The organism is Desulfosoma caldarium (assembly GCF_003751385.1).
GTDB classification, from domain to species: Bacteria; Desulfobacterota; Syntrophobacteria; order Syntrophobacterales; family DSM-9756; genus Desulfosoma; species Desulfosoma caldarium.
In genome coordinates, this window is sequence record NZ_RJVA01000011.1 from 340,543 (window position 1) to 366,494 (window position 25,952).

Annotated in this window: 27 protein-coding genes; 22 read left to right on the forward strand and 5 right to left on the reverse strand. The window is 56.3% G+C overall.

Annotated elements, in window-relative coordinates; genetic code table 11:
- Positions 1-19 precede the first annotated feature (19 nt).
- From EDC27_RS07410 to EDC27_RS15795, 6 genes are all read left to right on the forward strand, one after another.
- Entirely contained in the window at positions 20-1,213 is a 1,194-nt protein-coding gene (locus EDC27_RS07410; RefSeq protein WP_123289969.1) for an ABC transporter substrate-binding protein, read from the forward strand.
- Between the two features lie 180 nt (positions 1,214-1,393).
- The gene (locus tag EDC27_RS07415; protein ID WP_123289970.1) at positions 1,394-2,269 is read left to right on the forward strand and encodes a branched-chain amino acid ABC transporter permease; all 876 of its coding nucleotides are present in this window, start codon (positions 1,394-1,396) and stop codon (positions 2,267-2,269) included.
- A gap of 16 nt (positions 2,270-2,285) precedes the next feature.
- Positions 2,286-3,272: a branched-chain amino acid ABC transporter permease gene (locus EDC27_RS07420; RefSeq protein ID WP_211334813.1), complete on the forward strand. Its 987-nt coding sequence runs from the start codon at positions 2,286-2,288 to the stop codon at positions 3,270-3,272.
- The gene (locus EDC27_RS07425; protein WP_123289971.1) at positions 3,269-3,988 is read left to right on the forward strand and encodes an ABC transporter ATP-binding protein; all 720 of its coding nucleotides are present in this window, start codon (positions 3,269-3,271) and stop codon (positions 3,986-3,988) included. Before EDC27_RS07420 ends, EDC27_RS07425 begins: the two co-directional genes overlap by 4 nt.
- Positions 3,989-3,993: 5 nt before the next feature.
- Positions 3,994-4,698, forward strand: coding sequence for an ABC transporter ATP-binding protein (locus tag EDC27_RS07430; RefSeq protein ID WP_123289972.1), 705 nt, complete (start codon positions 3,994-3,996; stop codon positions 4,696-4,698).
- 325 nt (positions 4,699-5,023) lie between these two features.
- Entirely contained in the window at positions 5,024-5,224 is a 201-nt protein-coding gene (locus EDC27_RS15795; protein WP_148045707.1) for a hypothetical protein, read from the forward strand.
- A gap of 213 nt (positions 5,225-5,437) precedes the next feature.
- Here EDC27_RS15795 and EDC27_RS07440 read toward each other — a convergent pair whose 3' ends face one another.
- The 5 genes from EDC27_RS07440 to proC form a co-directional block, all read right to left on the reverse strand.
- Complete coding sequence (locus tag EDC27_RS07440; RefSeq protein WP_123289974.1) at positions 5,438-6,562, reverse strand: sodium ion-translocating decarboxylase subunit beta; 1,125 nt, start codon at positions 6,560-6,562, stop codon at positions 5,438-5,440.
- 55 nt (positions 6,563-6,617) lie between these two features.
- The gene (locus EDC27_RS07445; RefSeq protein ID WP_123289975.1) at positions 6,618-7,121 is read right to left on the reverse strand and encodes a hypothetical protein; all 504 of its coding nucleotides are present in this window, start codon (positions 7,119-7,121) and stop codon (positions 6,618-6,620) included.
- An 11-nt stretch (positions 7,122-7,132) separates the two neighbouring features.
- Positions 7,133-7,558, reverse strand: a complete 426-nt coding sequence (locus tag EDC27_RS07450) for a Crp/Fnr family transcriptional regulator (protein WP_123289976.1) — start codon at positions 7,556-7,558, stop codon at positions 7,133-7,135.
- 122 nt (positions 7,559-7,680) lie between these two features.
- Positions 7,681-9,837, reverse strand: coding sequence for an acetate--CoA ligase family protein (locus tag EDC27_RS07455; RefSeq protein ID WP_123289977.1), 2,157 nt, complete (start codon positions 9,835-9,837; stop codon positions 7,681-7,683).
- Positions 9,838-10,042: 205 nt separating this feature from the next.
- A complete protein-coding gene (proC, locus tag EDC27_RS07460) occupies positions 10,043-10,876 on the reverse strand; it encodes a pyrroline-5-carboxylate reductase (RefSeq protein WP_245994332.1) in 834 nt (277 codons plus the stop codon).
- A 273-nt stretch (positions 10,877-11,149) separates the two neighbouring features.
- On the opposite strand from proC, the gene EDC27_RS07465 reads away from it, so the two are divergent.
- The 16 genes from EDC27_RS07465 to EDC27_RS07540 all read left to right on the forward strand — a co-directional run bounded on the left by EDC27_RS07465 (position 11,150) and on the right by EDC27_RS07540 (position 25,951).
- On the forward strand, positions 11,150-11,734 hold the full coding sequence (locus tag EDC27_RS07465; protein ID WP_170161675.1) for a GNAT family N-acetyltransferase: 585 nt from the start codon (positions 11,150-11,152) through the stop codon (positions 11,732-11,734).
- 155 nt (positions 11,735-11,889) lie between these two features.
- Positions 11,890-12,312 (forward strand): response regulator transcription factor, encoded by a 423-nt coding sequence (locus EDC27_RS07470; RefSeq protein WP_170161676.1) that lies wholly within the window; start codon positions 11,890-11,892, stop codon positions 12,310-12,312.
- Between the two features lie 191 nt (positions 12,313-12,503).
- Positions 12,504-13,628 carry an ATP-binding response regulator gene (locus EDC27_RS07475; RefSeq protein ID WP_170161677.1) on the forward strand — a complete coding sequence of 375 codons (1,125 nt, stop codon included), beginning with the start codon at positions 12,504-12,506 and terminating at the stop codon, positions 13,626-13,628.
- Positions 13,629-13,763: 135 nt separating this feature from the next.
- On the forward strand, positions 13,764-14,234 hold the full coding sequence (locus EDC27_RS07480) for an NADH-quinone oxidoreductase subunit NuoE family protein (protein ID WP_211334814.1): 471 nt from the start codon (positions 13,764-13,766) through the stop codon (positions 14,232-14,234).
- A gap of 10 nt (positions 14,235-14,244) precedes the next feature.
- Positions 14,245-16,098, forward strand: coding sequence for an NADH-quinone oxidoreductase subunit NuoF (locus tag EDC27_RS07485; RefSeq protein WP_123289982.1), 1,854 nt, complete (start codon positions 14,245-14,247; stop codon positions 16,096-16,098).
- 11 nt (positions 16,099-16,109) lie between these two features.
- Positions 16,110-16,499, forward strand: coding sequence for an NADH-quinone oxidoreductase subunit A (locus EDC27_RS07490; RefSeq protein WP_123289983.1), 390 nt, complete (start codon positions 16,110-16,112; stop codon positions 16,497-16,499).
- On the forward strand, positions 16,472-16,987 hold the full coding sequence (locus tag EDC27_RS07495) for an NADH-quinone oxidoreductase subunit B (protein WP_123289984.1): 516 nt from the start codon (positions 16,472-16,474) through the stop codon (positions 16,985-16,987). The genes EDC27_RS07490 and EDC27_RS07495 overlap by 28 nt, the downstream gene beginning before the upstream one ends.
- A gap of 2 nt (positions 16,988-16,989) precedes the next feature.
- Positions 16,990-17,463 (forward strand): NADH-quinone oxidoreductase subunit C, encoded by a 474-nt coding sequence (locus tag EDC27_RS07500; protein ID WP_170161678.1) that lies wholly within the window; start codon positions 16,990-16,992, stop codon positions 17,461-17,463.
- Positions 17,456-18,577, forward strand: coding sequence for an NADH-quinone oxidoreductase subunit D (locus EDC27_RS07505; protein WP_123289985.1), 1,122 nt, complete (start codon positions 17,456-17,458; stop codon positions 18,575-18,577). Before EDC27_RS07500 ends, EDC27_RS07505 begins: the two co-directional genes overlap by 8 nt.
- Positions 18,578-18,660: 83 nt before the next feature.
- Positions 18,661-19,647, forward strand: a complete 987-nt coding sequence (nuoH, locus tag EDC27_RS07510) for an NADH-quinone oxidoreductase subunit NuoH (RefSeq protein ID WP_211334828.1) — start codon at positions 18,661-18,663, stop codon at positions 19,645-19,647.
- A gap of 60 nt (positions 19,648-19,707) precedes the next feature.
- The gene (locus tag EDC27_RS07515; protein WP_123289987.1) at positions 19,708-20,148 is read left to right on the forward strand and encodes a NuoI/complex I 23 kDa subunit family protein; all 441 of its coding nucleotides are present in this window, start codon (positions 19,708-19,710) and stop codon (positions 20,146-20,148) included.
- A complete protein-coding gene (locus EDC27_RS07520; RefSeq protein ID WP_123289988.1) occupies positions 20,145-20,672 on the forward strand; it encodes an NADH-quinone oxidoreductase subunit J family protein in 528 nt (175 codons plus the stop codon). Before EDC27_RS07515 ends, EDC27_RS07520 begins: the two co-directional genes overlap by 4 nt.
- A complete protein-coding gene (gene nuoK / locus EDC27_RS07525; protein ID WP_123289989.1) occupies positions 20,669-20,977 on the forward strand; it encodes an NADH-quinone oxidoreductase subunit NuoK in 309 nt (102 codons plus the stop codon). Before EDC27_RS07520 ends, nuoK begins: the two co-directional genes overlap by 4 nt.
- A 67-nt stretch (positions 20,978-21,044) precedes the next feature.
- A complete protein-coding gene (locus EDC27_RS07530; protein WP_123289990.1) occupies positions 21,045-22,964 on the forward strand; it encodes an NADH-quinone oxidoreductase subunit 5 family protein in 1,920 nt (639 codons plus the stop codon).
- 61 nt (positions 22,965-23,025) lie between these two features.
- A complete protein-coding gene (locus EDC27_RS07535) occupies positions 23,026-24,507 on the forward strand; it encodes a complex I subunit 4 family protein (protein WP_245994335.1) in 1,482 nt (493 codons plus the stop codon).
- A gap of 22 nt (positions 24,508-24,529) precedes the next feature.
- A complete protein-coding gene (locus tag EDC27_RS07540) occupies positions 24,530-25,951 on the forward strand; it encodes an NADH-quinone oxidoreductase subunit N (RefSeq protein ID WP_123289991.1) in 1,422 nt (473 codons plus the stop codon).
- Position 25,952 lies beyond the last annotated feature (1 nt).

Sequence of the window (25,952 nt, forward strand, 5' to 3'; positions counted from 1 at the left end):
CTAAAGGGGAGGAAGCACCATGAAAAAGCTATTGGTGGCGGCGCTGTGTCTAAGTTTTGTATGGGCGATGGGGGTGGTTCCCGTTAGGGGTGAGGAAGCGCTTCGCGTGGGCATCATTCTTCCCCTGACAGGGGCAAAGGCCAAGTTCGGCGAGATCGAAAAGCTTTCCTTTGATATGGCTCTGAAGGAAATCAACGATGCGGGAGGTATTAACGGCAAAAAGCTGGAATTTCTTTACGAAGACGACACGGGACGCCCGGAAGTGGCCCGTTCGGCCGCGGAGAAACTCATCAACAAAGATAAGGTGCTCATGCTGGGCGGAGGATACGGCAGTTCCGAAACTTTTGCCATTGCCGGTGTGGCGCAGCAGAATCGCGTTCCCTTCTTGGTCAACACGGGAGCGGATGACAAAATTACCGAGCAAAATTGGGAATACATCTTTCGGTTGAACCCACCAGTGAGCGAATATCCCAAGGGTTTGGAATCCTTTCTCACCGAAGTGGTGAAACCGAAAACCGCCGCCATCCTTTATGAGAACACCAACTTCGGCAGTTCGGGATCCGCTAAATTCAGAAAAATTTGTGAACGGCTAGGTATTCAAGTGGTTCTTGAGGAAGGCTACGAGCACGGAGGAGTGGACTTCAAGCCCATTTTGGTCAAAGTTAAAAACAAGAATCCTGACCTCATTTACATGATCTCCTATGTGATGGACGCCGCGCTGCTCATGCGCCAGTCCATGGAGCTGCGTATTCAACCCAAGGTTTTCGTGGGTGGAGCCGCCGGTTTTACCTTGCCTGAATTCCCGAAGAATGCCGGCAAAGCGGCGGAAAAGGTCTTTTCGGCGACCCTCTGGTACCAGACGCTTAACTACCCCGGCGCCATGGATTATTATAACAAGTTCGTGGCTGCCTATAATAAGCCTACGGAATACCACGGTGCCGAAGCCTATGCAGCGGCGTATGTCATTGCCGATGTTCTAAAAAGAGCCAAATCCATGAGTGCCGATGACATTCGCCAAGCTCTGTCGGAAACCGATCTGATGACGGTTTTCGGCCCTGTGAAGTTTGTTTCTTATGGTAAGAAAACCAACCAGAATCGTTTGCCCACCTACCTGGTCCAATGGATTGATGGCCAATTGGAACTGGTTTGGCCCACGGACTTGGCCAGCAAACCGTATGTTTATCCCATCGACTGGGAAGCCGAGTGGAAGTAAAGGCCTAGATCTCGTCACACACCTCGGCATGCGTTTGTCCGAGAATCCTTTAGACCACGCGACATCCCCCCGCAAGCGGCAGCCCTTGACGGACGGTTTAGGCTGCCGCTTTCGCTAGGATCGCGTGTGGGCGCAGCACAGTCATCTTTAAAACAGCTCAGCCAGCAAGGATAAGACCCTATGGGTGTGTTTGTGCAAACCGTGGTCGCCGGAATCCTGATAGGGGGAATTTACGCACTTGTCGGCATAGGGATGACGCTCATCATGGGCGTGATGAAAATCATCAATCTGGCCCACGGCCAGCTCATGATGGTGGCCATGTACATCACCTATGTGCTTTATGAATATGCGCATCTGGATCCCTATGTGGCATTGCTGGTGACCATGCCGGCCTTATTCGTCCTGGGTGCACTCATTCAGCGCTTTCTTTTGAACCCATTGATTAGAGTGGAAGCCATTCTTCCCGAAAACCAGGTGCTGATGACCGTGGGAATCGGCATGGTGCTGACGGAGATTGCGCGCCTGATCTTCCATTCCGATTACAAATCCGTGCGCCCGGCCTACACCTCCATGTCACTCTATCTGGGCTCCATTGCATTCAACCTGCCCATGTGCATCGCCTTTGGGATTGCCGTGTTGCTGACCATTGGTCTTTTTGTTTTCCTGCTCAAGACGGACATGGGCAAATCCGTTCGCGCTACGGCTCAGAATAAAGAAGCGGCGTTGCTCCTTGGGATCAACGCGGAGAGGATCACCGTTTTCACCTACGGACTAGGGGCAGCGTTAGTGGCCGCCGCCGGCACGTTGCTTCTTCCCATTTATTACCTTTTTCCGGATTTGGGGGGAGCCTTTACACTTAAAGCCTTTGTCATCACCATTTTGGGCGGACTGGGCAGTACCGTGGGAGCTATCGTCGGGGGGGTGGTTTTGGGAATTTCAGAGTCGCTGGGGGCAACTTATGTGTCCATGGCCCTCAAAGATGCCGTAGGCATGGTAATCTTTCTGCTGGTGCTCATCTTTTTGCCTGGCGGATTGAAGCGTTTGACCAAGATTTGAAAAGCACGGAGGCACCATGAAGCTCATGCGGTGGCAGGTCGCTGCGGTTGTGGCGGCGTCCCTTGTCTTTCCCCTCCTTGTCCGATCGGAGTATTACCAGCACGTGATCATTTTGGCCTTGATCTGGGTAGTCATCGGGTCGTCCTGGAACCTATTGGCCGGGTACACAGGGCAGGTGTCCTTCGGGCATGCCATTTTTTTCGGCATCGGTGCTTATACGGCGGGGTTGTGCTCGTATAAATTAGGCGTCTCCGCCTGGTGGGGCATGATCTTCGGCGGGCCCGTGGCCTCGCTCATAGGCTTTGTCATCGGCTGGATTTGTTTTCGGCTGCGAGGGCCTTATTTTGCGCTGGCCACCATTGCCGTCGGTGAGATCATTCGGTTGATTGCCGTGGTGTGGGTCAGCTTCACCGGAGGCATGCAGGGGATTTTGCTCATGCAAACCTTTCGCAGCAAACTTCCCTACTACTACCTCGCCCTTTTTATCGCCCTTATGTGCCTGCTGGCCATTCACGTGGTCATGCGATCCAAGTGGGGCTATTACTTTGTCGCCATTCGGGAGGATGAGGACGCGGCGGAATCCATGGGCGTCAATGCCTTTCGGTACAAGAGCCTCTCCTTGATCATCAGTTCTTTTTTTACCGGACTGGCGGGGGCCTTTTACATGAATTACATGGCGTTCATCGACCCCGAAGTGGTTTTTTCTCTTCACCACATCTCCATCATGGCCATTCTGGTCGGGATCATCGGGGGGGTGGGCACCCTGTGGGGGCCGCCTCTTGGCGCCTTCATCATGGTGCTTTTGCAGGAAACTTTTCGCAGTGCCTTCTTTGGCCTAGCGCCACGCTGGGTCAGTGAACTTCATGTGTTGGCGTTCGGGTTGCTGGTCATTTTCGTGATTCTTTACTTGGCCAACGGGATTGTCGGCGATTGGGACAAGATTCGACGATTGTGGTCGTCAAAAGGCCCATCCGCGCCGGGGGTCGTAGGAAAGGGTTCATGAGCACACCATTTTTTGAATCCCAGGAGCTCACTAAGGACTTTGGCGGTCTTCGAGCCGTCAATAACCTGAGCTTTCATGTTCAGGAAGGCGAAATCTTTGGGCTGATCGGGCCCAACGGTTCGGGCAAGACCACGGTGTTCAATCTCATCAACGGCTATTATCCCATCACCTCGGGGCAGATTCGGTTTCAAGGGACGTCCTTGAACGGGTTGCCCACGTGGAAAATCTGCAAGCTCGGCATTGCACGGACCTTTCAGGTGGTCAAGCCGCTTCGCCGCATGACGGTTTTGGAAAATGTCATGACGGCGGCCTTTAACCACACGGACTCGTTGACAAAGAGTCGGGAAAAGGCCTTGGAGATCTTAGAATTTTGCGGCCTCATCGATAGAAAGGACGCTTCCGCCAAAGGGCTGCCCCTTGGAGATCGCAAGCGCTTAGAAATTGCTCGCGCTTTGGCCACCGAGCCCAAGTTGCTGCTTCTCGATGAGACCATGGCGGGCTTGACACCTCAGGAGCAGGCCGATGGGGTGAAATTGATCCGCAAAATTCGAGACTCAGGCATCACCATCATCATCGTGGAGCATATCATGCGGGTGATCATGAGCCTGTGCGACCGCATTCTGTGTATCAATTATGGACAGCGCATTGCTGAAGGCCGCCCCGAGGAGGTGGCCAATGACCCCGCGGTGATCGAAGCGTATCTCGGAAAGGATTAACGGGCATGCTGCAGGTGGAGCAATTAGACGTCGCTTACGGCGATGTTCAGGTCCTGTGGGACGTTACTTTCCATGTGAAGGCCAATGAATTTGTGGCCTTGGTGGGTTCCAACGGCGCGGGAAAATCCACCCTCATGAAAACCATTTCCGGCTTGATTCGGCCGAAACGCGGCACGATTCGTTTCGAAAATGTGCGCTTGGACCGGCTGCAGCCGTACGAAGTGATCCGATTCGGTTTGTCACACGTTCCGGAAGGCCGCCAGCTCTTTCCCGAGATGACCGTTTTGGAAAATCTGGAAATGGGCGCTTTGAGCCGTGAAGCGAAGGCCAAGCGCAAGGAAACCCTGGAGTGGGTCTTTGAGCTGTTCCCTCGACTCAGGGAACGCACCGCGCAGCTTGCAGGGACCTTATCCGGCGGTGAGCAACAGATGTGCGCGATTGCACGAGGCCTCATGTCCCTGCCGCGCATGGTTCTGTTTGATGAACCGTCTCTTGGGCTTGCCCCGAGGCTGACACAAGAAATCTTTCGTCTCGTTCAGGAAATTCACCGCAAGGGCATGACGATTCTCATGGTGGAACAGAACGTCAAGCAGACCTTGGCCTTGTGCGACCGTGCTTATGTGCTGGAAAACGGCCGGCTTGTCATGGAAGGCAACGGCCGCGAGCTGCTCGAAGACGAAAGGGTTAAAGAGGCTTTTCTCGGGCTTTAGACGTGCGCCGAGTATCCATGTCGTTGATCCAAGGGGCCGCTTTGTTTGCGGCGCGCCCCTTGGTTTTTCGCCGCCCATTCGGCGAAGCTTCTGGTGTCTGGAAGTAAATTTCCTGAAAGCTCGAATGGAGACAAGACGATTGCCGGCAGGGGCTCGGTCGTAAGAACTGAGAATGCTGGCCATGCGGCCGCCAGCGGCTCAAAGGACATCTGCCAGTTCCTTGTTGACGGACCCAGGGCAGTCTTGGATCTCACAGGCGAACTGGATCCCTCGAGGCCGCAGGCCGCATAGGGAAATGAGCACCTTAAGGATGTCGGTTCGCGGGATGACGCGCACCACGTTGCCCGCCTCATCCACCACAGTACCCCCCGAAAATGTCGTATTCCAGAATCCTTTCTGTGGTTTCTTCCACCGTGAAATTTTCAGAAATCGTGACAAGGTTCTTATTCACGATGCCCTGAACTGTGATCCGGGCCAGCGGGTAGAGCAGTTCATGAATTTCGAGCAGCGTCGCACCGAAGGGTGATGCCCCTTTGGTGTCCGTGTCGGCGATGGCGCCGAAAGCCGTCCCTGCTTGAGAACGGGCATAAGACGAATGCCTCTGTCTTTCTTTAGGTTCACCGCTTTTGGCATGGTTTCTTCAGGATGGATGGCCACGGCGGGCGAGGACACCCATTCTTCGATCAAAACAAAATGGCTCAGCCTCCCTGTGTGTGTATGGCCTTCACGATGAATAGGCCTAGACGAAAAGAGACCAGAGGATACCCGCGGAAATGGCCGAACCGATCACCCCGGAGATGTTTGGAGCCATGGCGTGCATCAAAAGGAAATTGGTAGGGTCTTCCCTGTTCCCGATCATTTGCACGACTCGGGCGGAATCGGGGACAGCCGACACGCCCGCTGCGCCCACCAGCGGATTGATCTTGTCCTTGAGAAAGAGGTTCATGATTTTGGCAAAGAGAACACCCGAGGCCGTGGCAACCATGAAAGAGGCTGCGCCAAGAACAAAAATGCCCACGGATTTTGCCGTCAAAAACACATCGGCCTGGGTGGAGGCGCCGACGGTCACACCGAGTAAAATGGTCACGATGTCGATGAGCGCTGTGCGAGCGGTATGGGCGAGCCTCTCGGCGACCATGCTTTCTTTGAGAAGGTTTCCAAAGAAAAGCATGCCCAGGAGAGGCAAAGCGGCCGGAGCGAGAAAACAGCAGAGGAGAAAGCCGACGACGGGAAAGATGATTTTTTCCCGCTTGCTCACCGTTCGAGGCTCACTCATGCGGATCAGGCGTTCCTTTCGGGTCGTCAACAACTTCATGATGGGCGGTTGAATGACCGGCACAAGGGCCATGTAAGAATAGGCGGCGATGGCGATGGGCCCGACCAATTCCGGAGCCAGTTTGGAAGTCAGAAAGATCGCGGTTGGACCGTCCGCGCCCCCGATGATGCCAATGGAAGCTGCTTCCTTTACCGGAAACCCCAAAGCCAGCGCCGCAAGAAACGTGATGAAAATGCCCATTTGCGCGGCAGCGCCCAGCAGCATGAGGATTGGCCTGGCCAGCATGGTGGAAAAGTCGGTCATGGCGCCGATGCCCAGAAAGATGAGAGGAGGATAAAGGCCTTGACGGACCCCAAAGTAGAGGTAATGGAGCACGCTGCCGGATTCATAGATACCCAAGCCGAATCCCTTGAACACCGGGACGTTCCCCATGAGAATGCCAAAGCCGATGGGGACCAGCAAGAGGGGCTCATAGTGTTTGGCAATGCCCAGGTAGATAAACACACAGCCCACAAGGATCATGAGAACGTGTCGATAGTCCACAAGCCCAAAGCCGGTGTTGGCGAGAAAGTGCAGGATCGTCTCCATGCGTCGCGTTCCTTTCTCTTTTTTTGAGCGCGTTGTGAGGGTTGAAGCGAGGTCCTTACGTCGAAGCGTGGATTGTTTCTTCGGAGCGGACCACAAGAGATGAGGCCCACCGGTAAAATCCCTGATCTTCCCCCGAGAGTTCCTCGATGAGGCCCTGAAGCAAGAACTGGTTCAAATGATAGTGAGGTCGGGGAAGACCTCGCTTTTCCGCTTGCTCGATGAGTTTGGATAGGGAGAACGCCTGGCCCTCCCGTTGGGTGAGAAGCTTAAAGGCGTGGTAGGCTTCCAAGGCTTCGGGTCCCAAGACGATTTCTTTGGGCAAAGAGGCCGGTGCCGCAGCCTCTCCAGAAGGCGCAGCCGCCGTGACCTGTGGCGCCTGAATTTCCGGACGGTGCCGCGGTGTTTTCAGCCGCTCTACCAACTTGTCCCACCACGCCAGAAGACTGACCAGGTACGTGAGAAAGACAGCCAAAACACACAGCCCCACGAACACAATGCTCAGTCCCGCAAGGGTCGTCATCCATCCATTGGCGGCGGTAATGGCCGACAGTCCCCGCATAACCTCCCCTTTCAGGCTGCTTTTCGTCGCCGATACGGTTTTCTTTCCTGCATGACTGCTTCGATCTTGGCCATGATTCGGGAAGCTAGAGGCGTATTCATGCGAAACAGATCAAAGAGTTCGGCATTTCGGAACTCATAAAACACCGAATCCGCCAAACAGATGCCCGTGGCCGTGTAGTGCAAAGGGCTGACCAGGCTGGACCATCCCAGAGCTTGCCCGGTTTGGCGCACCACCAACGCTCGGCCGCTAGGAAAACACAGAAGGACTGCACCGGATTTCAGAATAAAAAGAGACCGTGCCGGCTGTTTCGCTTGAAAAAGGACGGTTCCTTCATGAAAATTGGAAAGGATGGCGATCTGGGCAAGCTGTTGAATGTCCGATTCCGGAATGTCCGCAAGAAAAGGGCTTTGTGCCAATTCGGAAACTTCCACCATGGACCCGTGCTCCTTCGCATAGCTTTAAAACAAACTTCAGGGCTTTCCCACTCGTCAACGCGGAAGCCTCCCATCGCCTGGTCATTGTTTACGATCGTGTGCCTTTGGGTTCAACGACAATCCTACTCGATCACCATACGACAGTCCACGGCCCAGCAACCCTTGTCGCTAACGAACAGAGGATTGATGTCCAGTTCCTGGATTTCCTCATGATGCCATGCCAGGTCCGAAAGACGCACCACAGCATTCACAAGAGCTTTCAGGTCCGCGGGAGGCCGCCCTCGCACGCCTTGAAGCACCGGAAACAGTCGCAAAGAGCTGATCATCAACCGGGCCTCATCGGCCGAGACGGGGGCCAGAGCGCGCTGAACGTCCTTGAAGACCTCGGCGTAAAGGCCACCCTGGCCCACGACCACAAGGGGGCCAAATTGCGGATCGCGCTTCAGGCCGAGAAGCATTTCCCATCCGCTGATCTGCTTTTGCACTTGAATGCCGTCCAGGTGCCCTTGCGGCGTGGTGGCTCGAAAACGTTCCAGGAGCTTTTCAAAGGCACGGCGTACGGCCTCGGCATCGCCGAGGTCCGTCATAACTCCGCCGGCGTCGGATTTGTGCACCCATTGTGGAGAAACCACCTTGAGCACCACGGGAAATCCGTTTTCTTTGGCCCAGCGCACGGCACCGTCGGCGTTTGTGACCACCGTGGACGGCACCGTGGAAATGCCAAAACGGGCAAGCCATCCCAAGGCCTCATCGCCCAAAACCACGCCATTGGGACCGGTGATTCTGTCTTCAAGGTTCTTGCCCATGGCAGGCCCCAGTTCCTCATGGCCCTGCGTGCGTGGTGTTGTGGAGCCGTGGGCGGTCGACACTTTCGGTGGTTCAGGGGCCGACGCCTTGATGGCCATTTTTTGGCGCCATTGGGCAAATCGGTACGTGGCCGCAAGGCCCATGACGGCCTCATCTAAGCTCGGAAAACAGGCCACCCCGGGAATGCGGTCCAGAACACGCGATTCTTCCTCTGCACCATCCCCGTAAACCCAGCAGGCCAAAGGTTTTTGGGACACGTTTTTTTCTTGCACGCGGCGCAGAACGTCCTCGAACCGCAAATTGTCGTGCAAAGGTGAAGACATGCGCGGAAAGATGGCGAGAGTGGCATGGGTGTCCTGTCGCGCCACAAGGGCCGTGGCGGCCTTTTCCAGCACGTGCGGAAAGGAGCCGCCCACCATACCCAAGGGCCACAGGTCCACGGGATTGCCCAAGCGATGCCAAGGAATTTTGGGATTTTCAAGACCTTCTCGAGCCTCTTCGGGAAAGGGAGCGAGCTGTAGCCCGAAGTCTTCACAGGCATCAGCACTCATGATGCCGCAGGCGCCCGTGGCGGTGAGCACGGCCAGGTTGGGTCCGGCCATGGGGCGAAAATGTAAAAATGCCTTAGCCACGGCCCTTAATTCCACCATGCTGCGCACGCGAAGAAGACCCGCCTTCTGAAACGCCGCATCAAAAACGGCGTCTTCTCCCACAAGAGATCCCGTGTGCGACAGGGCCGCTCGAGCGCCCGCCTGGCTTCGACCCGTTTTCAGCACGATGATGGGTTTATGAGCGCTGATGGATGCGGCGATGTCCAGAAAACGGCGACCATTCCGCATACCTTCCATGTGGAGCACAATGATTTCTGTCTGCGGATCTTGAGCACAGTACTGCAGTGCGTCCACGAAGTGAATATCGCAGCCGTTGCCGATGTCGATGGCCTTGCCGAGCCGCCCGGTGAAGGATTCAATGCCGACTTGAAGCACGCCCGATTGGGCCACAAGGGTCAGAGGCGGAGGGCAGGGGTCTCGAGGAATGTCGATGAACGCTGTGCTAAAGCCGTCAAAGGCGTTGAGAATCCCCATGGTGTTGGGCCCGAGCACTCGGGCCCCGCCTTGACGGCTCAGCCGGACTAATTCTTCCTGAAGAGCCCGTCCCGTGTCGTCGGCATCGGCAAACCCCTGGCTGATGATCACAAGGTTCCGGATACCCTTGTGAAGGCAGTCTCTGACCACCGGCAGCACGCGGTCTCGACCCACCGACACCACGGCCAATTCGGGCACCTGCGGCACATGAGAGACCGAGCCGTAACAAGGATGGCCGAGGATTTCCTTAGCCGAAGGATGGACCACAAAAATGGGGCCCTTGTAGCCGTACCGGCGCATCACTTCCAGGTTGTTGTACGCGCCGACCCCTGTTTGGCGCGTCACGCCCACGAGCAAGACCGATGCCGGATTCAGAAACGCATTCATACCGCCTCCTTGGTGTTCTCGAATTTACTGCGACAGCGGGGATTTTCATTGTCCATAGTTTATGGCTTTTTGCTTGGCCGGAAGTGACTCACGCACCAAAAGGATGCCCGCAACAAACGTCCGTGGCCTTCTCTTGTTTTTGAAGTGACGGGCTCATAAGTCTTCGGCATAGGATTGAGCCGCAAAAACACCTTGGGACATGTTGCTAGGCCGCCGCGCCAGGTTTGGGCGCGCTCTGGGCAAGCCCCAGAGCTGTGGACCGTTCCGTGGCCGCCCGCACGGCGCCTAAAACGGCCCCTCGAAACGCTCGCGATTCCAAAATCTCCAATCCATGAATGGTGGTTCCACCTGGGGACGTGACCATGTCTTTCAAGATGGCCGGATGTTTTCCGGTCTTTTGAACCATGAGTGCCGTGCCGAGCACCGTTTGAATGACGAGATCCGCCGCAATAGGGCGGGGCAGTCCCATGAGCACCCCCGCGTCGATCAAGGCTTCCAGAAAACAGAGCACGTAGGCTGGGCCGCTTCCCGTAAGACCCGTGACCGCATCGAGAAGCTTTTCCGGCACTTCGTGGGCGATACCGACGGCGCGAAAAATTTTGAGGGCCGATGCCATGTGGACGTCTTCAGCATGCCGACCCCGCGCCAAGGCGCTGGCCCCCGAAAGGACAAGAGCCGGCGTGTTGGGCATGACACGAATCACGGGAGTTCCCGAGGGCAAAGCGGCTTCCAGTCGCGAGAGAGGAATGCCGGCCACGATGCTGATCAGTAGAGGACGATGGGTTGCCGCAAGCCCCATCTGCTCGAGCACTTCCGGCACATTTTGGGGCTTGATCGCTAGAACGACCGTATCGCACGCTCGCACACATTGGGAAAGGGAGGCGGCTCGAAGAATTCCGAACGTCTGGGCAAGAAAATCCATGCGCTCGGCAGCCACATCGTAGACCTGAATGCGATCGGAAGAAACGACGCCAGCCTGAATCACACCCCGTATGAGAGCTTCCCCCATGTTGCCGCCACCGATGAAACCAATGTTCATGGCCTCCTCCATTCAAAAAGGATCGTCCAAAGGGTTGTCCCGAAAAACCGTGTCGGCTCCTTTTTTCCGTCGTCAATGCCGCGCTCCCGCAAGGGACTCCGGACTTTCTTGATAAAGATCGGATTCAGGGGGTTGAAAAGATCGTGGTCCGAGTCGGCTTAAACCTTGTGCGCCACGACGATTTCCAGTAAAGGATACTGGATGCGCACAAGACCTTTGGCAGCATGAGCGGCACAGAACATTTTCCCGCAACGAGGCCGGAGGATGCAAAAGATGACGCGCTTTGAAGCCCCAAAGCCCAGGGAAAGCCTTCTCAACAACGGGGAGCCGGTCCTTTTTAAAGCGCTGGTTCGAGACGACGAAGAAGCGGTGCGCGCTTTTTTTCACGATATACCTGACCATGAAGTGGAAGGCTTTCGCGACCAGGTGCCGGATCCCCGCACCGTGGGGACCTGGATTCGCCAGCTCGATTTGGCTCGCGTCCTTCCTCTGGCCGCCTGGAACGGTCTTCAAACCCGCCTCATCGGCCTCGCCTCGCTCAACCGCATGGCCGGCGCCTACAGGCACGTGGCCGAAATCTACGTGGTGGTGGGTGCCGACCATCGTCAGTTGGGCCTGGGTTCGTCGCTCATCAAAGAACTCATCGAAATCGGCACGCGCCAAGGCCTGTACTTCCTTAAGGCCAAAGTACTTGTAGAAAACCAACTGGCCCTGCGAGCCTTTCGCCAGTTGGGTTTTGAAGTCAAGGCCACCCTGGAAGACTACTTCATGACGCGAGACGGCAAGACCAAGGATGTGGCCCTGATGCTCAAGAGGCTGCGCTTCGATCTGGAGGAAGACTTCTTCTACCTCTTTTGACCTGGAAGCCGACGGCCCGAAAGGCGCAACCGCTTTAGGCTAGCCCATATTCCGTTGACACACAAGGGGGGTTCCGGTAGCTTAGGAAAACATTTCACATGTGCGTGTGCCACCCTTCCCGACGCGAGAGGCCTGAAAGGCTGGAGGAAGAGCTCATGGCGACCAAGGCAAAGATTCTGATTGTGGATGATGACGCGGATTTTGCCAAGTCGACGAAGATGATCTTGCTGGCCGACGGCTACGAGGTGGTTGTGGCTTCGGATGGCAAGGAAGGTCTTCGTAAGGTTCAAGAGGAAAAGCCAGATCTGATTATCTTGGACATTATGATGGAAAGCATTTTCGAAGGCTTCAGCCTAATGAGCAGCGTGCGCTCGGACCCGAACCTGTCGGCTTTTAAACACATTCCCATTCTGATGGTGTCCAGCGTTCGGGCGGATACGGGCTCCCGGTTTGCCTTTGATGATGCGGAAGACATGGGGACCCTGTCCGAACCCGACGAGTATCTGGACAAGCCCTTCAAGCCCAAAGAGCTTCTGGATCGGGTAGCGGATCTTTTGGCACGGCGTCGGTCTTCATGAGTTTCAAAAGAGAGCCAATGTCGTCCACAGAGAGTTTGCGTCCGCACCGTGGTCAAGAGGTGGGGTCAACGCGAGCGCGCAGCCGGTGGGACGAAAGATGGCAGCGGGCGTCGTGGCGCCACGAGCCGCCTCGCGAAAGGACCATGATCATTTCTCGGCGCATCGAAGACAATTCATAAAGGCGCGTGCCTGTGGATGTTCCAAAGATTCTGGTCATCGATGATGAGGAAAACGCCCGCGTCTCGTGCCGTCGCGTGTTGGCTCGAGAGGGCATGCAGGTGAGCCTGGCCTCCAGCGGCCGCGAAGGCTTGGAAAAACTTCTAAATGAGCCCTGCGATCTCGTCCTGGTGGACCTCAAGATGCCCGAAATGGACGGGGTCGAAGTGGTGCGACGCATTCGCGAATTGGACCCCAGTATCGTCACGGTGCTCATCACGGGCCATGCCACCATCGAAAGCGCCGTGGCGGCCGTCAAGGAAGGGGCCTATGACTACCTGCCTAAGCCCTTCACGCCCGAAGAACTGCTCATTGTGGTGCGCCGAGGACTGGAAAAGCGGCGCCTGGATCTGGAATCGCGAGCGCTTCGGGAAGAAAAGGAAGCGATGGAGCGCAATTTCGTCACCATGGTCACGCATCAGTTGCGCTCACCCCTGGCGGCCATTTTACAATATTTCGAGGTGCTTCTCGAGGGCATTGGAGGCGACTTGGACCACGCCCAACGGGAAATGCTCGATCGCGCCAAAGAACGCCTTGAATCCCTCATGCAGCTCATCAACGACTGGCTGGACATGAGCCGCCTGAGCGAAGGTGACATCGTAAAACGACTCCAACCGACGAATCTGGCTCCCTGTGTGGACGCGGCACTCAAGGGTTTGGAATGGGCGGCTCAGGAAAAAAAAATCACTTTTCAGGTGGACCTTCCTGCAGACCTTCCTCCCGTGCTTGCCGACACCGACTCGCTGCGAGAAGCCCTGAGCAACCTGGTGGCCAATGCCATCAACTACAACCGCCCCGGAGGATCCGTGACCATTCGAGCTCACTCACAAGGGTCCTGTGTTCTGGTCGAGGTGGAGGATACGGGCGTGGGGATCGATGCCAAGGAAATTCCTTTTATTTTTAACCAGTTTTATCGCGGCAAGGATCGAGAGATTCGCGCACAACAAGGAACGGGCCTGGGCCTGACCATCGCCCAAAAGGTGGTGCGGGCTCACGGCGGCACTTTGACGGTGGACAGCGAGAAAGGGCGAGGCTCCGTGTTCGCTTTTCCGCTCAATGTGGTTCGAGGGCAAGAGGACGACTCGAGCCGGCGTGCGTGAGGGTGTTAACAAACGCACAACTTTCTCCTTGACCTGAAAGATATGTTGAGCAAAAAATCACATGCTTTATGGGGTTGTGTTCGATAGTCCCGCCTGGATTGGCCCCGGCGCAACGATGTGTGGAGGCTTTCCTGTATGGAACAGATGCTTCAGGACGTGGATGCGGTCATTGATCAGTGGGGTGCCAAGCCGGAATCCCTTTTGCAGATCATGTTGGATGTGAACCATAAGTTCAACTATCTGCCGAAGGAGAGCCTACAGAGGATTTCCGAGCGGTTACGCATGCCCATAAACCAAATTTACAGTGTGGCCAATTTTTTCAAGGTGTTTAGCCTAATGCCCCGTGGCCGCACCATGGTGCAGGTGTGCACGGGAACGGCTTGCCACGTGAAAGGCGCGCCCAAGCTGTTGGATCGTGTGCGGCAGGATTTGGGTTTGGACCCGGGGCAGACCACGGAAGATTTGGCCCTGACTTTGGAGACGGTCAATTGTGTGGGGGCGTGTGCGTCGGCACCCGTGGTGGTCATCAGTGGGGAAACCCACAGTGAAATGACCCCGAACAAGATGGCCTCGCTGATCAAAGAGATCAAGGCCAAGAGCGCGTAGGTGACAAACCATGAAGCGGCTCACAAGCATTCAAGATCTGGACGCGTTGCGGCAGCAGATTCTGGAAAAGCGCAAACACATTCGCAAGCGGATTCGCGTGTGCAACGGCACAGGGTGTCATTCCCAGGGAAGTCATAAACTGGTGGATGCTTTTGAAAAGGTGTTGTCGGAAAGAAACGTTGCGCGCGAGTACATGGTGGTGCCCACGGGGTGCAACGGCTTTTGCGCGGCGGGGCCTATTGTGGTCATTGAGCCCGAGGAAGTTTTTTACCAGCGGGTCAAGCCGGAGCGGGTGGCAGAGATTGTGGAGCGCAGCGTGCTGGGCGATGAGGTCATTGAGGATCTTCTCTATGTGGATCCGACCACGGGGAATCGCATCGTCCATGAGTATGAGATTCCCTTTTTTGCCAAGCAGCAGCGCCTCGTCTTCAGAGACACCGGCAGCAACTACGTGCGGGACATTGAAGACTATATTTCCCGGGGCGGCTATTCGGCCCTGGCCAAAGTGCTTTCTTCCATGACCCCGGAGCAGGTCATCGAGGAAGTGAAGATTTCCGGGCTTCGCGGCCGAGGGGGCGGCGGCTTTCCCACGGGAGTCAAGTGGGAGTCCTGCCGGCGAGCTCATGGGGATATCAAATACGTTATGTGTAATGCCGATGAAGGGGATCCCGGTGCCTACATGGACCGCTCGCTTTTGGAAGGCAACCCCCACCAAGTGCTGGAGGGCATGATCATTGGGGGCTACGCCATTGGGGCCAAGGAGGGCTACGTCTACGTGCGGTTTGAATATCCCATGGCGGTGGAAAACGCCTTGTGGGCCATTGAGCAGGCTAAGGAGTACGGCCTGTTGGGCGACGGGATTCTTGGAACCGATTTCAGTTTGGACATTCACGTAAACCGGGGCGCTGGAGCTTTCATCTGCGGCGAATCCACGGCGCTCATGGCGTCGTTGGAGGGCAAGATTGGGGAGCCTCGTGGCAAGCACATTCATACTGTGGAAAAGGGCCTGTGGAATCGGCCGAGCAACCTCAACAATGTGGAGACCTGGGCCAATGTGCCGCTCATCATCAACAACGGCGGCGCGTGGTTCGCTTCCATTGGCACGGAGCGCAGCAAGGGCACAAAGATTTTTTCTCTGGTCGGCAAAATTAACAACACGGGCCTTGTGGAAGTGGCCATGGGGACGCCGCTGCGCACCATCATCGAGGACATTGGCGGGGGCATTCCGGGAGGACGCAAGTTCAAGGCGGTGCAGACGGGTGGCCCTTCCGGAGGCTGCGTGCCGGAACGGCTCATCGATCTTCCGGTGGACTTTGAAAAGCTCAAGGAAGCCGGATCCATGATGGGTTCGGGCGGTATGATCGTCATGGACGAAGTCACCTGCATGGTGGATGTGGCTCGGTATTTTTTGAATTTTCTTGTGGAGGAATCCTGCGGAAAATGCATTCCGTGTCGCGTGGGCGTCAAGCGCATGCATGAGTTGGTGGTGGACATGTGCGAGGGGCGCGCCACCCCGGAGCACCTGACGAAACTAGAAGAGCTTTGCCACGCCATTCAAGAAACGGCTCTGTGCGGTTTGGGCAAGAGCGCTCCAAACCCGGTGCTCAGCACGCTGCGGTATTTTCGCGAAGAATACGAAGCCCACGTCTACGACAAGAAGTGCCCGGCCAAGATCTGCAAACCTCTGATTCAGTACATGATCGATACGGACAAGTGCACGGGCTGCGGCGCATGCCGGCGGCGCTGCCCGGAAAACGCCATTATCGGCGTCATTAAGGAATGCCATGTGATCGACGAAGAAGTGTGCGTTCGGTGCGGCGTTTGTATTGAGACTTGCAAGTTCAAAGCCATCTACATCGAATAAGAGGACGTTTTATGGTGCCGCAAGCCCTGGTTCAAGACTTTCTGGCCGTCGCCTTTTACCTCGTGGTGGGGGTGGTCTTCGCGGTGATTCCCATTATCCTTTCGCACTTGATCGTGCCGCGCAGCATGGGGCGTCGACGCGACGAGACGTACGAAAGCGGTATGGAGACCATCGGAAGCGCCTGGATTCAGTTTACGGCCGCCTATTACATCTACGCTCTGATTTTTTTGGCCTTTGACGTGGATGTTCTCTATTTGTTTCCAGTGGCGCTGGCTTATGGGCAGTATGCCTTTCGGGATTTCATCGAAGTGGTCCTCTTTTTGGGCATTCTGTCCTTGGCGATTGTCTACGCGTGGCGAAAAGGAGTTTTTGAGTGGAAAGTCAAAGAACAGAGCCGGTAATCCAGTTCGCCCTGCTGGACGACCTTCTCAATCTGGCCCGGGCCAATTCCCTCTGGCCCATGACCTTTGGGCTGGCGTGTTGCGCCATTGAGATGATGGCGACGGGGGCGGCACGGTTCGATTTGGATCGGTTCGGCGCGGGGGTGTTTCGGCCGTCGCCGCGCCAGTCGGACGTGATGATCGTCGCCGGGACCATTTCCAAGAAGATGGCTCCGGCCATTCAGATGTTGTGGGACCAGATGCCCAACCCCAAATGGTGCATTGCTATGGGCAACTGCGCCATTTCCGGCGGCCCCTTTGCCTATGAGGGCCAATATGCCATTGTTCCCGGAGCGGACCTCATCGTGCCTGTGGACATTCACATTCCGGGATGCCCTCCCAGACCGGAAGGCCTCATTCAGGGCATCCTGGCTTTGGAAGACAAGATCACCAAAGGGGAACAGCGCAACGTGTTGCGTCGTTTTCGACGATTGGAAAAGGTGAGTTGATCATGGCGGCAAAAGACGAAGCGGTGCGGCGCCTTCGGGAACAGCTTGGAGAGGGGGCTCTTCGGGAGGATGTGGAGTTTCGATCCGGGGTTTCCTGGACCATCTCCTGTACTCCGGAATCCTTGTTATCGGTCATGAAGATTTTCAATGCGTGCGGTTTTTACCTGGAGTCTTTGACGGGCTTGGATTTTCAAGACACGCTGGAACTGGTCTATCATATGAACACCTACGAACCGCGGGCGCGCATGGCGGTGCGGGTTTTGTGCCCGCATGACGGCGAAGTCCCCTCGGTGACAGGCATCTTCGACTCGGCCCTTTGGCAAGAACGCGAAGCCTGGGAATTTTTCGGGGTTAGCTTCCGTGGACATCCCGATCTCAGGCGGCTTCTGCTTCCGGAAGACGCGGACTATTATCCGCTTCGCAAGGATTTCGGTACGGTTCACGCTTACCGCAAACGGGAAGAGGTTTATGGCTGAACACTTTCCTCAACCGGTCCAGCAGCAGCTCTACAGTCTCAACCTGGGGCCTCAGCATCCGAGCACGCACGGTGTCTTGCGCGTGCTTCTCACCCTGGATGGCGAATACATTTTGAAAGCGGATCCCATCATCGGCTACGGGCATCGCGGCCATGAGAAGATGGGAGAAAACCGCACGTACCTGCAGTTCATGCCCAATTCCAGCCGCATGGACTATCTCTCAGGGCTGCTCTACAACCACGGGTTTTGCCTGGCCGTGGAAAAGCTTGCCGGGATCGATCCGCCGGAGCGGGCCAAGTACATTCGAGTGATCTGCGCGGAACTCAACCGCATTTCCAGCCATCTTTTGTGGTTCGGCACCTTTCTCATGGACCTGGGGGCTTTCACCCCGTTCCTGTACTGCTTCGACGATCGTGAAAACATCTTGGACATTCTGGACCGGGTCAGCGGGTCTCGGCTGACGTACAGCTACTGCCGGTTTGGCGGCGTGGCTCGCGATGTGGATGAGGTGTTCATCGACCAGACTCGAGCCTTCATCAAAAGGCTGCGAAGCCGGTGGCCGGATTACCACAATCTGGTGACCAAGAACATCATCTTCATTCACCGGGTGCGTGATGTGGGCATCATCGACAAGGACCTGGCGCGCCGTTTCGGCGTCACCGGGCCGAACCTTCGTGCCGCCGGTGTGCCATTTGACATGCGCAAGGTGGAACCCTACGAGGTCTACGACAGGTTCGATTTCGAGATTCCCACGGGGACCAAGGGGGACGCTCTGGACCGGTATCGCGTGCGCCTGGAAGAGATGGAGCAGAGCTGCCGCATCATCGAGCAGGCTTTGGATCAGCTTCCCGGTGGAGCGTACCGCCAGGAACGCGTGCGGCTGAAGCTCACGCCGCCTCGAGGCGATGTGTACTTTGCCTTTGAGAGCGCCCGAGGGCAGACGGCTTACTATCTCGTGAGTGATGGCAGCCCTTATCCGTATCGAGTCCATGTGCGGGTGCCTAGCTTCGGCAACCTCCATTGCTTGACCGAGGTTTTGAGGGAAACCCTGGTGGCTGACACCATCGCCATCCTGGGCAGCATCGATATTGTGGTTCCGGAAATCGATCGCTGAGGGGGCTTTGGGACCGCCCATGAATCCTGGGTTGTGAAAAAGACGGCCCGCACCAACCTCTGGAAGGAGATTGTTTGCACATGATGGAAGCCACCGCAACTTCGGGTGCCTTTTGGCTGAGGCTCATTGTGGGCCTGGTCATCGTCCTTGCTTTCAGCCAGCTCAATGCCCTCTTTCTCGTTTGGCTGGAGCGTAAAGTGGCCGGTCACATTCAGGTCCGGCTGGGTCCCATGGAAGTGGGGCCGCACGGTTTGCTGCAGACCATTGTGGACGGCATCAAACTGGTGGGTAAGGAACTTATCACGCCGTCGCGAGCCGACCGCAAGCTGTATGCGCTCGCCCCCGTCCTGGTCTTCATGCCGGTTCTGGTGGCCTTTTTGGTCCTGCCCTTTGGGCCAAACCTCATCATTCGAGACATGAATGTGGGGTTGCTGTTGATCTTTGCCTTTTCCACCTTCAGTGTGCTGGCCATTTTGGTGGGCGGTTGGGCCTCCAACAACAAGTACGCGCTTCTCGGGGCGATTCGCTCCGTAGCCCAGGCCGTGGCCTACGAGATTCCTTTGCTTCTTTCGGTCATGAGCGTGGTGCTCATGGTGAATTCGTTCCGGTTCAGTGAATTGGTCATGGCGCAACAGCGCATCTGGTTCGTGTTTCTGCAGCCTGTGGCGGCCATCATTTACTTTATCTGCGCAACAGCGGAAACGAACCGCGCCCCCTTTGACATTCCCGAAGCGGAATCGGAGCTGGTGGCCGGGTTTCATACGGAATACAGCGGCATGCGCTTTGGCCTCTTTTTCTTGGCCGAATACACCAACATGTTTATCGTCTGCGCCGTGGCGACGAGCCTCTTTCTTGGAGGATGGCACGGGCCCTTTGGGTTCAGCTTCAAGATTCCCGGCGTGGTTTGGTTCCTGGCCAAGACGTATGTGCTGCTTTTTGTGCTCATGTGGTTTCGATGGACGTTTCCGCGCGTGCGCTTCGATCAGCTCATGAACTTTTCCTGGAAAGTGCTCATTCCCCTCAGCATGCTCAACCTGGTGATCACGGCCTTGGTGCTCAAGATCGTGTGATGGGACCAGGGGCTAAGGACGATAGGACGACAAAGGCATAAGCGGAGTTAAAGGGCGGCTATGGGATACTGGAAAGACATCGTGCTGGGAGGCTGGAGCCTCATCGAAGGGATGAAGGTGACGGGCCGGGCTCTTTTCAAGCCGGTGGTCACGGTGCAGTACCCTCGAAAGCGCCTGGAAATGTCCCCGGCATACCGAGGGCACATTGAATTTAAAATTTTCCCGGAAACAGGAACCCACGGTTGTATTGCTTGTGGAACGTGCCAGAGGGTCTGTCCGTCGAACGTGATCAAGGTTCAAGGGGTGAAGGCGCACGCCCGCAGTGGCAAGATCGCCACCCACTATGTCATCGACTTCACGCGCTGTAGCCTCTGCGGACTGTGCGTGGAAAGCTGCCCCACCCAGACCCTGAAGTTTTCTACGGAATTCGAATTGGCCGGCGATTCTCGATGGGATGGTGTGGTGGACTTGGTCTTGAGGATGGAGGAAAGCCGATCATGAGCGGGTCTTTACTTGTCGACAGCTTGGCCCATGCCGTCTTTTGGGTGGTGGTGGGCATTGTCATTGGAGGCGCCGCTCTGGCGGTGTTTCCTCGAAACATTGTTTACAACATCCTAGGCCTCATTGCGTGCCTGAGCGGTGTGGCGGCGCTTTTTCTTTACCTGGGAAGCTTCTTTCTCGCTTTGATGCAGCTTCTAATCTACGTGGGAGCCATCTGCATCGCTATCGTCTTTGCCATCATGCTCTCCCGCCCTCTGCATCTGGAAGTGCCCAAAAGGCGCATGCCCAAACTGGCGGCGGGTATCGGCGCGGCTTCCATTTTCTTTGTGGCCATCGCGGCCGTGGCCTGGAAAACGGCGTGGAAACCGGCGGCGGAACGGGGGGCGGACTGGACCATCACAACCATCGGCCACTTGTTGCTCACGCGCTACGCGCTGGTCTTTGAAGTCATCTCCCTGGTGCTGCTGGTGGCCATCATCGGTGCCATAGTGACCACAGGATTCAGCCGGAGGTTGTCTTCGTGAACTCACTCAGCGTCTATTTGATCATCGCGGCGGCACTCTTCAGCCTGGGACTGTTCGGGGTGCTCATGCGCCGAAACCTCATCGGCATGCTCATCTCCATCGAACTCATGCTCAACGGCGCAAATCTCAATTTCATGGCCTTTAACCGCTTTCTGGCGCCCGAGCCGGCTGTGGGTCAGATTGTGGCCCTGTTTGTCATGGGCATTGCGGCGGCGGAGGCGGCCATCGGGTTGAGCCTCATTCTGGCGCTGTTCCGCAGGCTGCGCTCCATCAACATCGAACGGGCTCAGCGGTTGCGCGGCTGAGAGCCCAGGCGTCATGGTTGGTGTGCTTTTTCTCATCCGTAACTTCAGCGTGTGAAGGACGATGTTCATGATGTGGCTACCGCATGATTCCGTATTAACCGCGGCTTTGACCTGTGCCACTTTACCGTTTCTGTCCATGGCGGTGATCCTCATCTTTACTCGAGCCTACCCGAGAGTCTCGTGCGCCATTTCGGTGAGTGCCATTACGGTGTGTTTGGGCAGTACCCTGTACCTGCTCCTCACGCTGCGCCACGCCCCGGAGGCCGTGGAATACCAATGGGCTTGGATCATTTCCGGCGACATGGTCATTCCCTTTGGATTCCTTTTGGATCGTCTGAGTCTGCTCATGCTGACCATTGTGGCGGTCATCAGTTTTCTCGTGCAGGTCTATTCCATCGGCTACATGCACGGGGATCCCGGCTTCAGCCGCTACTATGCCTTTCAGTCTCTTTTCGCCTGGGCCATGATGACCATGGTCATCGCGCCGGGCATGCTGCAGCTTTACATCTTCTGGGAGCTGGTGGGGCTCGCGTCCTACTTGCTGATCGGCTACTACTATGAAAAGTGGAGCGCGTCGCAGGCCGGTAAGAAGGCCTTTGTCATGACCCGGCTCGGAGACATTGGCTTCTTCTTGGGCATCATCACCGTCCTTTTGGGTTTCGGAGACTTAGGGATTCAACACATGAACGCAGCAGCGCAGGCCGGGGACATTCACCCCTGGGTGGTGACCCTGGGCGCTCTGCTGATCTTTTGCGGCGTAGTGGGCAAAAGCGCCCAGTTTCCGCTCCTGACCTGGTTGCCGGACGCCATGGAAGGTCCCACGCCGGTGAGTGCGTTGCTCCATTCGGCCACCATGGTCGCCGCGGGCGTGTATCTCATGAGTCGCATCTTTCCTTTTTTTGCCGCTTCACCCGATGCCATGGCGGTGGCGCTCATTATCGGCACCATCACCATGCTTTTGGCCTCCACCATGGCTATGGTCACCTATGACATCAAGCAGGTTTGGGCCTACTCCACGGTGAGCCAACTTGGGTTCATGGTCATGAGCCTGGCGGCCGGGGGGTACTTTGCCGGAGTGTTTCACCTGACCACCCATGCCGGTTTCAAAGCCTTGTTGTTCCTGTGTTCCGGCATCTTCATTCACGAGTACCACACCAACGATATGCGGGAAATTGGGCAGGGTGGAGGCCGTAAGTTGACCATTCCCATGATCTGTATGACGGTCGGCGCCCTGGCGTTGGCGGGCATCTTTCCTTTTAGCGGCTTTTTCAGCAAGGAAGCCATTCTCGGCGTGCTGGCCGGGTATCCCAACAAGATTTATCTCGGGGCCGGACTCCTCGGCGCGCTCATGACGGCCTACTACAGTTTCCGGCTGATTTTTTTCATTCTCTTTCCGCGCCCGTCGGCCGAAGGGGCTCCTCATCATGAAGACCATCATAGCGGGGGTCATCATGGCCATGTGTTTTGGACCATGGCCTGGCCGTGCATGATTCTGGCGACCATCACGCTGGGGCTTGGCTTTTTTCAAAACGAATTGCAGGGCTACCTCCTGGGGCACGGAGCCGTGGCCCATGGCCATGAAGCGCCGGAACATGGAGGCCATGGACTGGGCCACTACCTGCTGTTGATCACGGCGGTGAGCTTGGCGGTGGGCGGTGTGTTTTTCGCCTACCTGGAATTTGGCTGGAAAAAGGCCTCGCAAAAAGGGTTTCTCAGCAAGTTTCCGGCTGTGGAAGCGCTTTTTGCCAACCGCTGGTACATGGACCATTTCTACCGCAAGGCTTTGGATCTTTTGGTCTACTGTGGCTTCACCAATATTTTTACGCGAAACGATCGCCGCGTCATCGACGGAGGCATCGACGGCATTTGTCGCTTTACGGTTGGAGGGGGCCGTGCGGTGAGCTTCCTTCAGTCGGGGATGCTCCAATACAATTTGGTGCTCATGGTAGCCGCCATAGGGGTGCTGGTCTTGGTGTTTGCCTTGTAGGGGCGGCGACCTGAGGCTGCGGCGCGAATCGAGCGAAGGGAACGTTTAGACGCGAGTGGGCATGCTTATGACAGCAATGGAATTTGCGCAGTTTCCGATTCTCTCGGCGATCCTCTTTTCCACGCTGGTGGCCCTTTTGGTCATCCTTTTCATTCCCCATGACCGGCCCAAGTTGGTCAAGCAGGTGAGTCTGGGTTTTGCCGCCCTAGGGCTGGCGCTCAGCCTGTACCTTTACCTGACCTTTGACCCGCAAAAAGGCGGCCTTCAGTTCGTGGAGCGAGTCTTGTGGGTCAAGAGCCTGGGCATTTACTATTTCTTGGCGGCGGACGGCATGAATGTGCCCATGATTCTGCTGACGGCCGTGGTGCTTTTCACAGGCGTGCTCACCATGTGGGAATTGGACAAGCGCGTCAAGGAATACTTTGCCTTGACGTACCTGCTGGTGGCCGGCGTCTATGGCGTCTTCATGAGCATGGACCTGTTCTTTATCTTCGTCTGGTATGATGTTTCGCTCTTTCCCATGTACCCGCTCATTGCCATCTGGGGCAGCACCCGCAAGGAATACGGCGCGATGAAACTCACTCTGTACCTGCTTGCGGGAAGCGCGTTGATCCTTCCGGGCATTCTGTATCTCTGGGCCGTGGCCGGCGGCACCACCTTTGATCTCTTTGAACTGCAGAGATTGGGCTTTGACGTGCAAGTGCAGCGCATCGCCTTTGTCATGCTCTACCTTGGCTTCGGTATTCTTGCGGGTGTGTGGCCGTTCCACACATGGTCTCCCGTGGGCCATGTGGCGGCGCCCACGGCGGTGAGCATGATCCACGCGGGGGTGCTCATGAAACTGGGGGCTTACGGCATTTTGCGCGTGGGCATGACCCTGTGTCCTGAAGGCTTGGTGTACTGGGCGGATCTGATGGCGTTGCTGGCGACCATCGGCATTGTCTACGGAGCCTTTGTGGGTTTGGCCCAGACGGACCTGAAGTATGTGATTGGCTATTCCAGTGTGTCCCACATGGGCATTGTGGGCCTGGGCCTGGCCACCATGACGGTGGATGGCATCAACGGCGCCGTCTTTCAGATGTTTTCTCATGGCATCATGACTGCCCTTTTCTTCTCTGCTGTGGGCTACATCTACGACAAGACCCACACCAAGATGATTCCGGAACTGGGTGGTTTGTCGAAAACCATGCCCAAGGCGTCGGCCTTCTTCATCGTGGCAGCCTTCTGCGGCATCGGCGTGCCGTGCATGAGCAGTTTTTGGGCAGAGCTTTTGGTGTTTATTTCTGCGGTGAAAACCTATCCTGTGCGTGGCATTTTGGCGGTCTCGGGGCTGGTGGTAAGCGCTCTTTTTATGCTGCGTGTGGTGCAGAAAACCTTTTACGGGGACAAGAATCCCAAGTGGGAACACATTCCCGATGTGCCGCTTTTCTTAGCGTCTCCGCGCATTATTTTGGTGGGCATTTTGATTTTCTATGGCCTTTTCCCAAGGCTCATTCTCGACGTGATTCAAAGTGCCGTGGTTCCTTTCGTGAACAGCCTGTAGCGAGACGAGGGATGATTTGGTCATGATGAAATGGACCCTGTTTACCCCTGAACTGTATTATGTGGCCGTGGCGTCCGTGTTTTTCATCTGTTCTTTGGAAAAGCAAGCGGACCCGAGGCGTCTCTACCGCTGGGCGGTGCCTTTGGCGGGCATCGGGCTGGCGGTGACGGTGGCGTGCGCCCGCATGGAGGGGTTCCTGTTTTTCGACTCCTACAGGGTGGATCTGTTCAGCCAAGTGTTCAAGGTGTTCTTGGCCTTGGGAATGTTCTTTGTGGTTCTGGTGTGCAATGAGCTACAGGGCATTGAGCCGAGAAAGCACGGCGAGTTTTACTTTTTGCTCTCCGTCTGCACCCTGGCCATGATGATGCTGGTGAGCGCCGTGGAACTGCTCACCATTTACATTGCCTTGGAACTGTCATCCTATTCGCTCTACCTGCTTGTTCCCATGCGGCACCGGGCCGATGAATACGTGGAGACGGGCATCAAGTATTTCATGGTGGGCGCAACGGCTTCGGCCCTGATGATCTTTGGCATGGGTTATCTCTTCGGCGTCACCCACACCACCTATGTGGCGGACATCGTGCAGAAACTTCCGCACGTTCTGCATCAACCCGCAGCTCTTGTGGGCCTATTGCTGGCGCTTGGCGGCTTTTTCTTCAAGCAGGCCTTGTTCCCGTTTCATATTTGGGCTCCGGACGTCTACCAGGGCGCGGCCAATCAAGTCACCACCTACATTGCCACAGCATCCAAGATGGCGGCTGCGGCCATGGTCATTCGGTTTGTGGGCATGAGCACGGGGCAGTCGGAACTCCTCGTGCAGATCCTCGTGGTGCTCTCGGTCTTGTCCATGACCTTTGGCAACCTGGTGGCCATTGTGCAAAAGGACATCAAGCGGCTCTTGGCCTACTCCAGTATCGCGCATGCCGGCTACATGCTCATCGGCATTCTGTGCATGACCCAGCGGGGCTATTCCAGCGCGGTGTACTACGCTCTGGCCTATCTGATCATGAACTTTGCTTGCTTCATGGTCATCATTCGAGTGGCCCCCGATGGGCACAATCTGCAGATCCGTGAATTGGCGGGCCTGCACAAGCGTTCCCCCATACTAGCCATGACCCTCATGCTGGCGCTCTTTGGCTTGGCCGGCATTCCGCCCACGCTGGGCTTTACAGGAAAGTTTCTGGTCTTTGCGGCTGCCTTGGAAAAGGGATACCTTATGCTGGTCATCATCGGCATGATCAATGCCACCATCTCCCTTTACTACTATCTTATTGTCATCAAAGCTGCCTATCTTCTGGAACCTGTTCGAGAATACCCTCCCGTGCGCGTGGATCCCTGGACGCGGGTTATGAGTGCCGCGCTGGTCATCGCCATGGTGTACGTGGGTATCTTTCCCGATCGCTTTGTGGCGCTTGCGGAGGCGACCGTGGCGGTGCTGCCCTAGC

What these genes read in the sequence shown, in the direction of transcription:
- EDC27_RS07410 (WP_123289969.1), top strand. Translation starts at nt 20, where the DNA reads ATGAAAAAGCTATTGGTGGCGGCGCTGTGTCTAAGTTTTGTATGGGCG.
- EDC27_RS07500 (WP_170161678.1), top strand. Translation starts at nt 16,990, where the DNA reads ATGGCGGCAAAAGACGAAGCGGTGCGGCGCCTTCGGGAACAGCTTGGA.
- EDC27_RS07485 (WP_123289982.1), top strand. Translation starts at nt 14,245, where the DNA reads ATGAAGCGGCTCACAAGCATTCAAGATCTGGACGCGTTGCGGCAGCAG.
- EDC27_RS07490 (WP_123289983.1), top strand. Translation starts at nt 16,110, where the DNA reads ATGGTGCCGCAAGCCCTGGTTCAAGACTTTCTGGCCGTCGCCTTTTAC.
- EDC27_RS07480 (WP_211334814.1), top strand. Translation starts at nt 13,764, where the DNA reads ATGGAACAGATGCTTCAGGACGTGGATGCGGTCATTGATCAGTGGGGT.
- EDC27_RS07520 (WP_123289988.1), top strand. Translation starts at nt 20,145, where the DNA reads ATGAGCGGGTCTTTACTTGTCGACAGCTTGGCCCATGCCGTCTTTTGG.
- EDC27_RS07465 (WP_170161675.1), top strand. Translation starts at nt 11,150, where the DNA reads ATGACGCGCTTTGAAGCCCCAAAGCCCAGGGAAAGCCTTCTCAACAAC.
- EDC27_RS07540 (WP_123289991.1), top strand. Translation starts at nt 24,530, where the DNA reads ATGATGAAATGGACCCTGTTTACCCCTGAACTGTATTATGTGGCCGTG.
- EDC27_RS15795 (WP_148045707.1), top strand. Translation starts at nt 5,024, where the DNA reads ATGACGCGCACCACGTTGCCCGCCTCATCCACCACAGTACCCCCCGAA.
- EDC27_RS07505 (WP_123289985.1), top strand. Translation starts at nt 17,456, where the DNA reads ATGGCTGAACACTTTCCTCAACCGGTCCAGCAGCAGCTCTACAGTCTC.
- EDC27_RS07530 (WP_123289990.1), top strand. Translation starts at nt 21,045, where the DNA reads ATGATGTGGCTACCGCATGATTCCGTATTAACCGCGGCTTTGACCTGT.
- EDC27_RS07420 (WP_211334813.1), top strand. Translation starts at nt 2,286, where the DNA reads ATGAAGCTCATGCGGTGGCAGGTCGCTGCGGTTGTGGCGGCGTCCCTT.
- EDC27_RS07415 (WP_123289970.1), top strand. Translation starts at nt 1,394, where the DNA reads ATGGGTGTGTTTGTGCAAACCGTGGTCGCCGGAATCCTGATAGGGGGA.
- EDC27_RS07430 (WP_123289972.1), top strand. Translation starts at nt 3,994, where the DNA reads ATGCTGCAGGTGGAGCAATTAGACGTCGCTTACGGCGATGTTCAGGTC.
- EDC27_RS07425 (WP_123289971.1), top strand. Translation starts at nt 3,269, where the DNA reads ATGAGCACACCATTTTTTGAATCCCAGGAGCTCACTAAGGACTTTGGC.
- EDC27_RS07470 (WP_170161676.1), top strand. Translation starts at nt 11,890, where the DNA reads ATGGCGACCAAGGCAAAGATTCTGATTGTGGATGATGACGCGGATTTT.
- proC (WP_245994332.1), bottom strand. Translation starts at nt 10,876, where the DNA reads ATGAACATTGGTTTCATCGGTGGCGGCAACATGGGGGAAGCTCTCATA.
- EDC27_RS07450 (WP_123289976.1), bottom strand. Translation starts at nt 7,558, where the DNA reads ATGGTGGAAGTTTCCGAATTGGCACAAAGCCCTTTTCTTGCGGACATT.
- EDC27_RS07535 (WP_245994335.1), top strand. Translation starts at nt 23,026, where the DNA reads ATGCTTATGACAGCAATGGAATTTGCGCAGTTTCCGATTCTCTCGGCG.
- EDC27_RS07445 (WP_123289975.1), bottom strand. Translation starts at nt 7,121, where the DNA reads ATGCGGGGACTGTCGGCCATTACCGCCGCCAATGGATGGATGACGACC.
- EDC27_RS07515 (WP_123289987.1), top strand. Translation starts at nt 19,708, where the DNA reads ATGGGATACTGGAAAGACATCGTGCTGGGAGGCTGGAGCCTCATCGAA.
- EDC27_RS07440 (WP_123289974.1), bottom strand. Translation starts at nt 6,562, where the DNA reads ATGGAGACGATCCTGCACTTTCTCGCCAACACCGGCTTTGGGCTTGTG.
- EDC27_RS07455 (WP_123289977.1), bottom strand. Translation starts at nt 9,837, where the DNA reads ATGAATGCGTTTCTGAATCCGGCATCGGTCTTGCTCGTGGGCGTGACG.
- nuoH (WP_211334828.1), top strand. Translation starts at nt 18,661, where the DNA reads ATGGAAGCCACCGCAACTTCGGGTGCCTTTTGGCTGAGGCTCATTGTG.